We start from the raw sequence: 12,639 nt of genomic DNA, 5'->3' as shown, positions 1-12,639 counted from the left end.
TGGTTGGCGATGTCGCTCCAGGTGAGCGTGCCGGTGGTCAGGCTGTTCTTGTCCTTGCCTGCCTCGCTGGCGATCACCGCGCCATGCAGGTCGGTATTGCCCTTGACGGTGATATCGAAACCGTCCTTGCCGGCCTGGATGCTGGACTGCTCGCTGACGTTTTCGTAGCGGCCATTGGCTTTGCCCAGGCTCGCGGAGAGGCTGCCGGTAGCGCCGGCCTGGCTGATGCTGATACCACCCCCCATGCTCTGCTGCCTTGCACGCATCTCCTCGGTGTCCTGGCGGCTGGCGATATTGAGGTTGCCGCCCACATCCCCGGTCACTTTGCCGCCAGCGATCGTGCCGCCGAGGACATTGGTGTCGTTGCCCGACACGAAGGTGACCGACTCGCGGCCATTCACATGGCTGTTGGCTTGCGAGATGCCCTGGCTGTCCGAGTTGCCCTTTGCTTTGGAAGCGGAGGCCGACACGGAGAAGCCGGCTTTGCCCTGGCCAAGGCCATACGACACGCCGACGCTGGCGCTTGCGGACTTGCTGGTGCTGTGGCTCTCGTTGGTGTCAGTGGCCGAGACGACGTTGATTTCGTTTTTGGCTGCCAGCGCCACCTTGTTGGCGTCGATGTTCGAACCGGCGATATTCAGGTTGCCCGCCGTTTGGTTGCCGCTGGCATCCACGCCCGTCGCCACGAAGGCCGCGGTGCCGCCTGCCGTTACGTTGGTGCCGTTGTGGCTGGTGCTGTCCTGGGTGAGGGTCTGCTTGCTCTGGCTGGTGCCAAACGAGAGCGTGACGGCGGCGCCCGCCAGGGGATCGCCCCCAGCCTGCGCCAGTGCGCTGCCGGCATCGGCAACGTCCCGCGCGGCGGCGATCCCCCACAGCGCCGAGGCACGGCCGTCCTGGCTCTTGCCAGCGGAGTTGATCTTGTTGCCGGCGTTGATGGCCGCGCCGATGGCGCCTCCCGACACGCCCAGCGTGAAGCCGCTTTGCCTGACTTCGTGGGTTTCGTCGTGGTGCTGGCGGTTCCGCGCGGCGTCGATGTTCACATCCGCGCCCACGCCCGTGATGTCGCGCCTGGCGATCAGTTCGCTGCCGGTGGCCTTGAGGGTGCTGCCCGCGTTCATGTGGACGCTGCCGTCCGTGCTGCCCACCAGGCTCCCCGCCTGCTGCGTGCCATTGTCGTTGGCGGTGTCTTTCTGGGTGCGCTTGCCGTACGAGAGCCCGGAGCCGGTGGCGCCGAAGCCCGAATTCTTCTCTTCCCTGTAGCTGTAGGCGGACGAGGTGGTCTCGGTGCCGCCAATGGTCAGGTCGCGCCCCGCGCCGAGGTTCACGTCGTGCGTGGCCGCCACGGTGCTGCCGGCTACGGTCAGGTCACGGCCTGCCGCGATGTCCACCGCGTTGCCGGAGAAGGTGCTGCCCAGCGCTTCGGTCCGGCTGTTGGCATCGATGGTATGGGTGGACTTCTTCGACAGGAAGCCGCTTTCCTGGTAGGCGTGCTCGTCATGTACGGAAGTCGATGCCTGGCCGGCCTTGACGTTGATGTCACGCCCCGCGCCCACGGCTAGCGCGCCGTCCGTGCTGACATAGGCGGCGGTGGCATTCACGTCGCGCCCGGCGATCAGGGTCGCGTCCTTGCCCGCCGTGATCTGCGTGCCGATTTCCGCGCTGCGCGATACCGCCGCGTTGTTTTTGGCGTCTTTGTAGAGGCGTTCCGACTCGCTCACCTCGACCGTGCCAAGGTTGATATCGCGGCCCGCCGCCATGCCCAGGCTGTCGGTGGCCTGGATGCTCGCGGCCTTGGTGTTGATGTCGCGCCCGGCCACGAAGGTGGCGCTGTCGGCCGCCACGCTGGAGATGCCGGCGGTCACGGCGCGGCTGCCCGCGAGGTTGCCGCCGCCGCCGCCGGCCCCGGAGGCGGTGGTGGTGGTCAGGTTGATGTCGCGGCCTGCCGTGGCTGCCAGTTGGGCCGCCGCGATACGCCCGGCGAGATTGTTGATGTCCTGCCTGGCGCCCAGCCCCATGGCGCGCGCCGACAGCGTGCCGCTGTTGTGGATATTGGCCGCGTCCATCAGCGTTACGTCGCGGCTGGCGATGGTGCCGGTGTTCTTTACATCGCCATCGGTCCGAAGCACCGTATTGCGCGCGGCCATCAGGGTGCCGTCACCCTTCAGGTCGCCTTCGCGCACCTTCAGGTAGACCTGCGGCACCAGGGCGCGCTGGGTGGTGCCGTCCGCCAGGGTAATGGTCTTCTCGACCAGCCACACGATGTCGGTGGTCAGCGCGCGCATCTGGTCCGCCGTCAGCTCGGTGCCCACGTTCAGGTGGAACCGCTTGCCGAACTCGGCGCCTGATTGCATCAGCGCCTTGTATTGCGCCTCGTTGTCGGTGTAGTCGCCGACGAAGCGCTGGCCGGTTCCCAGCATCACGGCATCGGCCACCAGGCGGGCTTCATAGTAGCCGTCGCCCAGGCGCTTGAGCACGTGGGTGGGGTCCTGGCCCAATTGCGTGAGCATGAAATCGCTGGACAGCCACTGGCGCTGGCTGGTGAAGCGCGGGTCGGTCTCGATCAAATAACGCGCGCCCGGCTCGCCATGCATCTTGAAGAGCGCATTGCCGGGCATCGCCAGCGACGGCGTGACGGTGCGGATGACCTCGCCGCCCAGGCGGCCTCCGGCCTCCGCGCCGCCCGTGGCGAGCGAGATCTGCATGAGCGTAGGCGCGGTGGCGATAGGGCCGGTGCCGGTCTTGTCCGCGACGATCGTGCCAGTGCCGTTCACAACCTGGTGATCCAGCGCCTCGCCCTTGGCGAGCCGGGTCGGAATCTCCAGATGTACCGCCGGCACGCCCATGTTGTCGTAACAGCGGCTGCGCCCGCACGGGCGGGTGTACTGGCTGGTGCCGGTTGTATCCTCCATGCGCGTCGCATCGTACGCAATGTTGTTGACACCGCCGCTGCCTGCGCCAGTCGCCAGCGTGCCGCCAACGAGAATCTGGCTCTTGTCGTTGGTGACCGTGCCAGTGAAGTTGGCGTTGCCGCCTGCCAGGATACGGGCGGGATCGGTGCTGGCGACAACCTCGTCCTGCACGCGTGTGTCACGCCATTCGATGGTCCAGGATTCCACCAGCCGACCCCGATAGTCGTGGTTGAATGCGAGGATCTTGTCATTCAGGGCTTCGTAAAGCGGCTTGCTGGCGGCTTTCGCGGCATTGTAGGCAGCCAGATCGGCCTCGTATTGCCGATGGCAAGCTACTGGCGATCCTTCCAGGCAGGGAGAGGGGACGGGGGGCAGCGCACCGGGCCGGGCCAGCCCGAATTTGTCCCAGATCGGGTCGTCGGGCTTGTAGACAAAATGATCGGCTTCCATGTTGCCATTCGCGTCCGGGGCGTACGCCAGCATTGCCAGGCCCACGGGCCAGCTTGAACCGAACGAGATTGGAATGAACGAGCGTTTCGCGTTCTGTCCCGGTGTGCCATCGGACTGGCGTGCCCAGTCGAACGGGGGGCCAAACACGCTGAAGGGGTACTGGGCCGAGGGCAGGAGCAGGCGCTTGTAGTCGTCGTCGCCAAGGTAGGCCAGGTCGTCACCGTGGCTGGCAACGTGACCGAATATGGCTCCCGATGCAGTCGGCAGCACGATCATCGCGGTGCTTGGGTCGATCTTCTCGGTGCTGCCGTTCAGCCGATAGTAAAACTCATGAACTGTTCCTGTATCGGTGCGCTTGGTGCTGAAGTGGTCGTTGCGATTGGAGAGGGCGGCAACGTTGAGGTTGGCGTCGCCCGCCACGTCGATGACGGCGGAGGCGTTGGTGAGCGCATCTGCCTGGCCGGCCGCCTTGCCGTCGGCATCCAGCGCGCGGCCCACGTTCAGGTCCTGCGACGAATAGATCAGCGCGTGCGCGCGGTTGATGATCTCCGGGGCGCCCAGCTCGATGCCGCCGCTGCGCGAGGCGGTCACGGCCCCCTGGCCGGTGACGGGGTTGATGTCGTTCAGGATCTGCCGGCCGGCGCCGATGGCCACCGAGTCGCCGTAGATGCGGTCGATGTTGGTGACGGTGGTGCCGGCCACGATGCGCACGGCGCCGCCGTCGATGAGGCCCTTGTTGAACACCGCCTGATCGGCGCGGATGCTGTTGGAGACCCGGCCGGACAGCTCGCCTGAGTTGGTGACATTGCGCCCGTGGAAGTTGGCGTCGCGGCCCGCCAGCAGCTTGCCGTCATTGGTGATGTCGCCGGCGGCATTGCCCTGGGCATCTTCGATCAGGACCTTGAGATCCCGCGCCGCGGCCACCGTCCCGGTGTTATGGAAATCGGTTTGCAGGCTAGCGGTGATGTCGCCCGCACTGGATTGCAGCGAGCCATCCCCGGTGAGGCTGTGGCCGCTGATGCCCAGCGCCTGGTTGGCGGCCAGCAGACCATCGGTGTTGGTGGTGGTCCCCACGGTGAGCTGCGCCGTGCCACCCGAGGTGACTTCGCCACCGGTGTTTTCCAATGTCGCGGCATCGGCATCAAGCGAGGCATCGGCGCGCAGCGCGCCCTGGGCATTGTCGATGGCATTGGCGGCCAGCCTGACGTTGCCGCCTTCCAGGCCCTTCGGGGCTGCATCGGTGCCGGAGAGGGTGGCGCGGTTGAGGATGGTGTCCGCCTTCGCGTCCAGGGTGCCACCGGCATGGACGAAGCCCGCCGTGTTGTCGAGCGTACCCGCGATGCGCACCTTTGCATCGCGGTTCGACGCGACCTGGCCGCCAGTGTTGGCGAGGCTGTCGCCGGTCATGCCCAGCGGGCCGCCTGCCACGAACTTGCCGCCGGCGTTGTCAACTGCCGTGCCGGTAACGGTGAGCGCCTCTTGCGCCGACACGATGCCGTCCCGGTTGTCCAGGGCTCCGGTAGTGAGCGTCACCGCGCCGTTGGCTACCGTCAGGCCGCCGTTGCTGTTGTCATAGGCCTGGCCGTGCGTGTCGGCGGCCAGCAGACCGGTTGACTGCACGACGCCGGCCCGGTTGTCGAAGGTACCGGTGCTGGTCTGGATGTTGCCCGCCGCGATCACGCCCAAGGTATTCATCAGCGCCTGCCCGCCCGTATTCGCCGTCAGCGTCCGCACGGCCGAGATCTGGCCATGGTCGTTGATGACGGGGCCGCCTGTCAGGGCGATATCGGTGGCGGCAAGCGCCTTGCCGCCGGTGTTGTCCAGCGCTCCGGTAGCCAGCAGCTTGTCCTGTACCGACCCGATCACGCCGCCGCGGTTGACGATGCCGGCGGCGGCGACGGTGGTGGCGCTGGTCCCGGCGATGGTGCCGCCGGTGTTGTCCACGGCCTGCGCCGCGCCCACGCCGAGCCCGCCGCCGCTGGTGATGGCGCCCCGCTGGTTCAGGATATTCGTGCCCTGGACGGTGCCGCCATTGACGCCCGCGACGATGGCGCCGCCGCGATTGTCCGCCGTGCCGCCGGCTGTGAACTGCACGGCACTGGCTTCCAGCCGTGCGTTCTGGTGGGTGATGTCGCCCGCCGCCGACAGATTGGCGATGTTGTGGGCGATGACATTGCCGTTCGACAGGTCCAGCGTGGGTGCCGACAGGTTGGTGTCCGCGCCGGTCACGATGGTGCCATTGGATTGGATGGCCGCGCGCGCGGCGAGATGGACCGTGCCCGTGCCGGTCACGCGGGCATCGGCATCGACCCCCGCGCCGATGGTGCCGCCGTTGGCGATGCGGTCGGCCTGGGCCACCAGATCGGTGCCGGCGGCCAGCGTGCCGCTGTTGGTCAGTTGTCCCGGCGTGGTTGCGGCAATGGCGCTGCGCGTTGTGATGGTGCCCGCGTTGCCGATGTTGCTACCAGCGACCGAGGCGCTGCCTTCGGCTTGCAGGCGGCCACCTGGCGCGATACGCACGTCGCCGTTGCTGTGCACCACGATGTCGCCCGCGCGGGCCGTGATGCCGCCGCCGAGGTTAAAGCCGACACCGCGCTCCGTGCCGATCAACTTGACGGCCCCGCTGTACATGGAGCTCAGCGCCGAGGCGTCGAGCGCGAACTGCGGGGCGGGGCCGTTGCCAGCCTGTGGGGCGGCATTCAGGGTCTGGTAGTCGACCTGGTTGGCACCCGCGAGCGCATTCAGGTGGCTGGCCCACAGCTCGGCATTGATGTTGATGGAGCGCGCCAGCAGGTCGACCTGTGCCTGCGGGCTGGACAGGCCTTGTCCGCCGATGCCGATGCTGCTCTCCCGCACGTTGAAGCCGGCCAGGCTGCCATCGGCGCTGAACGCCGGACGTCCGGTCGACAGCGTGAAACGGTCCGCGTTGATCGCGCCGCAGCCCGAGCAATACAATCCCGCCGGATTGGCCAGGATCAAATTGGCGCGATTCCCGGCGATTTCTTGCGCGCCAAGCAATTGCGATGGGTTCGGCCGGGTGACCTGGACCACGATGTTGCCGGCGTGGCCGTTGCCAAGCATCATGTTTCCCTGGACCCAGCCCGCAATCTGCGTCTGGCTGTTTGCCCCGCTGTTATTCAGCACCACGCCGGACGGGCCGACGTTGTACTGAATGAAATGACTCACGCTCGTGCCGCCGTTACGATTGGGCGGGGGGATGTTCACGACCGGGACGCCGTTGGCCGCCACTCCCACCACCGGACGCTGTCCCGGCAAACTCTTGTCCACCTGGATCGGCAGGGATTGCGCGTGCGCTGACTGGTCCATCAACACCGGCAAGCCCATCATCGACGCCGTCAACGCTGTGAGCCACAGCACCGGCACAAAGGCGCAGCCTTGGCCAATGCGTTCGGCGTTGCCCGGGCGGCCCTTGCCGCGGCCCGCGGCAGATTCCTGCACTGCCACCAGCATGCCGCGCACGGCATTGAAAACCAGGCGATGAATATTCTTGTTCATGCTGCGTTTCGGGAGAAGTAGGGTGTGCAAGCGCGTTGACGCTTGAGTGAGGCTGGACTACGCCCAGGCCAGACTGACGATACCGAGCCGGTATCCAGATTGAAATCGGACAGGTCCGAAAATGAAGGTGGAAATTTCCGAAAGGTCCGCTGTCGCCGGGAGCCATGCTTGACAGGCGGGCCAGGCTGGCGCAGGCGATCCGGCTTGCACCACGCTTTGGCAAGCGTTAGCTATGGGTGGGGCGCCAGCGGCGGCCGTGTTGCATGGCCAGCGGGAAGCGCCCGGCAGGGAGCACTCCGGCCTGACAGCCTGCCTCGGAATTCGCGCGTGCCAGCATAAAGCTCCGCTACACTGCTACGGTACGCGACCCAGCGGATCTACCCAGCGCACCTGCGTTCCGGGGCACGCCCATCCCGATGCAAGACACGCCTCTTCCCGCCACTGCCAGCGCCGCCGCCACCGATGGCCGTACCCGCAAGATCATGCTGTGGGTGGTCGCCATCGGCTTCTTCATGCAGACGCTGGACTCCACCATCGTCAACACGGCATTGCCGTCGATGGCCAAAAGCCTGGGCGAGAGCCCGCTGCGCATGCAGTCGGTCATCATTGCCTACTCGCTGACCATGGCGGTGATCATCCCGGCCTCCGGCTGGCTGGCCGATCGCTTCGGCACCCGCACCATCTTCCAGACGGCCATCGTGCTGTTTGTCGCCGGCTCGCTGGCCTGCGCCTATTCCGACAGCCTGGCCTTGCTGGTGGTCTCGCGGGTAGTGCAGGGCGTGGGGGGCGCCATGCTGCTGCCGGTGGGGCGGCTGGCGGTGCTGCGCACCTTCCCGCGCGACCAGTACCTGCAGGCGCTCAGCTTCGTGGCCATTCCCGGCATGGTGGGCCCGCTGATCGGGCCGACGCTGGGCGGCTGGCTGACCCAGACCTTTTCCTGGCACTGGATCTTCCTGATCAATGTGCCGGTGGGCTTGCTGGGCGGGCTGGCCACCATGCGCTATATGCCCAACAGCCGGCTGCACGGCGTGGCGCCGTTCGATATCAGCGGCTACCTGCTGCTGGCCATCGCCATGCTGACCCTGTCGTTCTCGCTGGATGGCCTGGCTGAACTTGGCTTTGAGCATGCCACCGTGCTGATGCTGCTGATCGCCAGCATGGCTTCGCTAACGGCGTATGTGCTGCACGCCACGCGCCGCCGCCGGCCGTTGTTCGCGCTGCGGCTGTTTCGCATCCATACCTTCAGCGTGGGCCTGCTGGGCAACCTGTTCGCGCGCATCGGCAATGGCGCCATGCCGTTCCTGATTCCGCTGACGCTGCAGGTCAGCCTGGGGTATTCGCCGTTCCAGGCGGGCATGATGATGCTGCCGATCACGGCGGCGGGCATGGCATCCAAGCGTTTCGCCACGCGCCTGATCGAACGCCACGGCTATCGCAGGGTGCTGGTCGTCAATACGTTCGTGGTGGGACTGGCGATGGCTTCGTTCGCGCTGATCTCGCCCACCCAGCCGCTCGCGTTGGTGCTGGTGCAACTGGCCCTTTTCGGTGCGGTCAATTCGATCCAGTTCACCGCCATGAATACCGTCACGCTGAAGGATCTCGGCACGGCCGGGGCCAGCGGCGGCAATAGCCTGCTGTCGATGGTGCAGATGCTGTCGATGAGCCTGGCGGTGACCTCGGCCGGCGCGTTGCTGGCGACCTTCCAGGGGACCTTCAGCCGGCATGGCGCCACCACCGCGCTGCCGGCGTTCCATGCCACCTTCATCTGCGTGGGGCTGATTACCTCGGCCTCGGCGTGGATCTTCCTGCAGCTATCCCCAGACGTGGTCCGCCCGGCCGGCAAGCGGGTTGAAGACGCGACCGAGATGTGAGGGTCGCACGGGACTATCCCCTGGCCTTCGGCGCCGGCCCGCGCGAACGCGCCGTGGCGCGTTCGCGCAGATCGTGCACAAAGGCTTCGGCGGCCTCGTCGAGTTCGCGGCCGCCCTGGCGCAGCAGCCCGACCGGCTCCTCGCTGCCCTGGCCCGAGATGGGCAGCAGCACCAGCTCGCCGTCCTCCAGCGCCTGGCGCATGGCGCAGCGCGGCGCCAGCCAGACGGCCTCGGACTTCAATGCGGTGAGCTGGCCCAGGTAAGCGTCCGATGTCTCCAGCACGCCGGTCGGCAACACGAAACCGTGCCGTGCCAGCAGGCTTTCCGCGTTGTGGCGCGGCGCCGAACCCTGCGCGGGCACCACCAGCGGGAAGGCCATGACATCGGCCAGGGACGGTGGCGCGGCGGCGAGGGCATGGCCTTTGCGCACCGCCAGCAACAGCGGCTCGGCGCTCAGCATCTCAAACCACAGCCCTTCCATCACCGCCGGATTGTCCATGCGGCCGATCGCGAGATCGAGCATATCGGCCTTCAGCCAGTCGATCAGCGTGCGGTTCATGCCGGTCTGCACCGCCAGGCCGATTTCCGGATGCGTGGCGCGGAATGCCAGCACCGCTTCCTGCAGCAAGTCCGGCACCACGCTGGGCAGGGCGCCCAGCCGGATCTGCCGGCGACCGGCGGCGCCCGGGCCACCGATGCTGTCGGCGGCTTCGTCCAGGTCCTCCAGCACGCGCAAGGCGTGGCGCAGGAAGCGCTGGCCGAGTTCGGTGAGGTCGGTGCCCGAGCGCTTGCGCTCAAGCAAACGTGCGCCCAGCAGCGCCTCCAGCTCGGTCAGGGTCTTGGAAACGGCGGGCTGGCTGAGCCCCAGTTGCTCCCCGGCCTGGCCGAGATGCTGGGTTTGCGCCACTGCGACGAAGCAGTGCAGGTGACGCAGGCGCACACGGCTGCGGAAGGTGCTCTGCATATCGAAAAGTTATGCAAATTGTCTAAAAACTCAATTTACAGGAGATATGACCGCAAATAAAGTAATGAAAATTCCCCACAAGGAGACAACGACCATGGCCGATTCGCCCATCCAGCTGGCCCCGGGGCTGGCGCAATACCGCCGGCATTACTGGGATACCCAACCCGAATACCGCTTCGATCCCTACGCCTCCACGCAATTGCGCTCGCCCAACCAGCCGCTGGTGGCGCTGGGCCAGACGCTGTCCGAAGTCACCGGCCCGCTGTTTGGCGCCGAGTTCGTGCGCCACGGCGACAGCGACCTTACCGCCGGCCATGCCGGCGAAGCCATCGGCGAACGCATCCTCGTGAGCGGCCGCGTGCTCGATGAAAACGGCCGCCCCGTGCCGAACGCGCTGATCGAAGTCTGGCAGGCCAATGCCGCCGGCCGCTACGTGCACAAGCGCGACCAGCACGACGCGCCGCTCGATCCCAATTTCACCGGCGAGGGCCGCGCGGTGACCGATGCCCTGGGCCGCTATCAGTTCAAGACCATCAAGCCGGGCGCCTATCCCTGGCGCAACCACCACAACGCCTGGCGGCCGCAGCATATCCATTTCTCGCTGTTCGGCAACGCTTATGCCACGCGCCTGGTGACGCAGATGTACTTCCCGGGGGATCCGCTGCTGGCTTTCGACCCCATCTTCAACTGCGTGCCCGACGCCAAGGCGCGCGACCGCCTGGTGGCCGCCCTTGACTGGGAAACCACGGCGCCGGAGTACGCGCTCGGCTACCGTTTCGATATCGTGCTGCGTGGCCGCGATGCCACGCCGATGGAGTAAGCCATGTTGTACGCCACCGCATCCCAGACCGTCGGACCCTACCTGCATATCGGCCTGTCCGGCCTTGACTGCGCCGACCTGACCGCCGAGGCCCCCGGGCTGGCGGGAGAGCGCATCGTGATCGAAGGCCGCGTGATCGACGGCAACGGCGATCCCGTGCCCGATGGCATGGTCGAGATCTGGCAGGCCAACCCGGCCGGCCGCTACCGCCATCCCGACGACGCGCGCGACGGCGCCGAGCTGGCGCTGGTGCCCGGCTTCACCGGCTTTGGCCGGCTGCCGACCCAGCCCGACGGCAGCTTCCGCTTTGTCACCGTCAAGCCGGGCCCGGTACCCGGCCCCGGCGGCCAGCCGCAGGCGCCGCACATCGTGGTCTCGCTGTTCATGCGCGGGCTGCTCAAGCATTTGTCCACGCGCCTATACTTCCCGGACGAAACGCAGGCCAACGCGCGCGACTGGGCCTTGTCGCAGGTACCCGCCGAGCGCCGCCACACGCTGGTGGCGCAGCCGGCGGGCGCGGGCAAGCTGCAATGGCAGGTGGTGCTGCAAGGCCAGGACGAAACGGTCTTCTTCGACATCTGACCCGGGCGCGAGCCGCTTGCGCCAGACCGAGCCCCGGCGCCGGACCCGTCATGGTCCGGCGCTGGGGTTTTTCCATGCCGATGCGAACCTGAATCGATGCCCACCTCATCCCGACTGACCGACCCGATGTTCGGCAGCGCCGCCACGCTGGCCGCTTTCTCCGATGCCGGCACGGTCCAGCGCATGCTCGACTTCGAAGCCGCGCTGGCGCACGCCGAAGCCCGCTGCGGCGTGATCCCCGCCGAAGCTGCCGAGGTCATCGCCGGCACCTGCCGCGCCGAGGAGATCGACTTCGACGCGCTGGCCGCCGCTGCCGTGGCAGCCGGCAACCTCGCCATTCCCCTGGTCAGGCAACTTACCGCCCGCGTAGCCGCGCGCGACGAGCAAGCCGCGCGCTACGTGCACTGGGGCGCCACCAGCCAGGACGCGATCGATACCGGCATGGTGCTGCAACTGCGTGAAGCGCTGCAGGCCGTCGATGCCGATCTCAAGGCGCTCGGCCACGCCTGCGCCGCGCTGGCCACGCAGCATCGCGACACGCCGATGGTGGCGCGCACCTGGCTGCAGCACGCGCTGCCCACCACCTTCGGCCTCAAGGCCGCCGGCTGGCTCGACGCGCTGCGGCGCGACTTGCACCGCCTCGGCGCCACGCGCGCGCGGGCCGCCGCGTTGCAGTTCGGCGGTGCCGCCGGCACCCTGGCCAGCCTCGGCGACGCCGCTCCGGCGGTGGCCGCCGAGCTTGGGCGCGAACTCTCGCTGGCAGTCCCGGCCACACCGTGGCACGCATACCGTGACCGCATGGTCGAGGTAGCCACCACGCTCGGCATGCTGACCGGCACGCTCGGCAAGATCGCGCGCGACGTCTCGCTCATGATGCAGACCGAGGTCGCGGAGGTGGCCGAGCCCTCCGGCCCCGGGCGCGGCGGCTCCAGCACCATGCCGCACAAGCGCAACCCGGTAGGCTGCGCCGCCGTGCTCACCGCCGCCGTGCGCGTGCCGCCGCTGGTGGCTACCATGCTGGCCGGCATGGTGCAGGAGCACGAACGCGCGCTGGGCGGCTGGCAGGCGGAATGGGATACCTTGCCGCAGATCGTCACGCTGGCCGCGGGCGCGCTGCGGCAGATGCTGGAAGTGGTAAACGGACTGCAGGTGGACGCCGCGCGCATGCGTGCCAACCTGGGCCTGACGCACGGGCTGATCCTGGCGGAAGCCGCCATGCTGGAACTGGGTGGAAAGATTGGCCGGCTACCGGCGCATCATCTGGTCGAAGGCGCCTGCCGGCGGGCCGTTGCCGAAGGCACCACATTGCGGGAGGCGCTGGGAGCGACCCTGGCCGGAGATGCCGCGCATGCCGGGCTGATGGATGCGGCGGCGCTGGACCGGGTTTGCGATCCGGCCAATTACGCCGGGCAGGCGGGGGGATTCGTCGATGCGGTCCTGGCGGCCTGGCGGCAGGAGAGCACTGAGATCCCCCGGAAGCCAGCCGCAGACGCTGAATGAATACACGTACCTGAACACCGAACCGAA

General features: G+C 67.6%; 6 protein-coding genes. 4 read left to right on the top strand and 2 right to left on the bottom strand.

The window, feature by feature from the left end; genetic code table 11:
• On the bottom strand, positions 1-6,875 hold a 6,875-nt coding region (locus tag AC1DS6_RS16670; protein WP_477102770.1), incomplete at its 3' end, for a hemagglutinin repeat-containing protein.
• Positions 6,876-7,291: 416 nt separating this feature from the next.
• On the opposite strand from AC1DS6_RS16670, the gene mdtD reads away from it, so the two are divergent.
• Positions 7,292-8,746, top strand: a complete 1,455-nt coding sequence (gene mdtD / locus AC1DS6_RS16665) for a multidrug transporter subunit MdtD (RefSeq protein WP_477102769.1) — start codon at positions 7,292-7,294, stop codon at positions 8,744-8,746.
• A gap of 13 nt (positions 8,747-8,759) precedes the next feature.
• Here mdtD and AC1DS6_RS16660 read toward each other — a convergent pair whose 3' ends face one another.
• Complete coding sequence (locus AC1DS6_RS16660; protein ID WP_477102768.1) at positions 8,760-9,710, bottom strand: LysR substrate-binding domain-containing protein; 951 nt, start codon at positions 9,708-9,710, stop codon at positions 8,760-8,762.
• A 94-nt stretch (positions 9,711-9,804) separates the two neighbouring features.
• Between AC1DS6_RS16660 and pcaH the strand changes: the two genes are divergently transcribed.
• The 3 genes from pcaH to AC1DS6_RS16645 all read left to right on the top strand — a co-directional run bounded on the left by pcaH (position 9,805) and on the right by AC1DS6_RS16645 (position 12,612).
• Positions 9,805-10,530, top strand: coding sequence for a protocatechuate 3,4-dioxygenase subunit beta (gene pcaH, locus AC1DS6_RS16655; RefSeq protein WP_441636499.1), 726 nt, complete (start codon positions 9,805-9,807; stop codon positions 10,528-10,530).
• A 3-nt stretch (positions 10,531-10,533) separates the two neighbouring features.
• Positions 10,534-11,112 carry a protocatechuate 3,4-dioxygenase subunit alpha gene (gene pcaG, locus AC1DS6_RS16650; protein ID WP_477102767.1) on the top strand — a complete coding sequence of 193 codons (579 nt, stop codon included), beginning with the start codon at positions 10,534-10,536 and terminating at the stop codon, positions 11,110-11,112.
• A 96-nt stretch (positions 11,113-11,208) separates the two neighbouring features.
• Entirely contained in the window at positions 11,209-12,612 is a 1,404-nt protein-coding gene (locus AC1DS6_RS16645; RefSeq protein WP_477102766.1) for a 3-carboxy-cis,cis-muconate cycloisomerase, read from the top strand.
• Positions 12,613-12,639 lie beyond the last annotated feature (27 nt).

This window comes from Cupriavidus sp. 05L310 (assembly GCF_056398185.1).
This window is presented reverse-complemented; position numbering and strand designations above follow the sequence as displayed.

Excerpts from the sequence above, each read along its gene's own strand:
- mdtD (WP_477102769.1), top strand. The coding sequence starts at position 7,292 with ATGCAAGACACGCCTCTTCCCGCCACTGCCAGCGCCGCCGCCACCGAT.
- AC1DS6_RS16660 (WP_477102768.1), bottom strand. The coding sequence starts at position 9,710 with ATGCAGAGCACCTTCCGCAGCCGTGTGCGCCTGCGTCACCTGCACTGC.
- pcaH (WP_441636499.1), top strand. The coding sequence starts at position 9,805 with ATGGCCGATTCGCCCATCCAGCTGGCCCCGGGGCTGGCGCAATACCGC.
- pcaG (WP_477102767.1), top strand. The coding sequence starts at position 10,534 with ATGTTGTACGCCACCGCATCCCAGACCGTCGGACCCTACCTGCATATC.
- AC1DS6_RS16645 (WP_477102766.1), top strand. The coding sequence starts at position 11,209 with ATGCCCACCTCATCCCGACTGACCGACCCGATGTTCGGCAGCGCCGCC.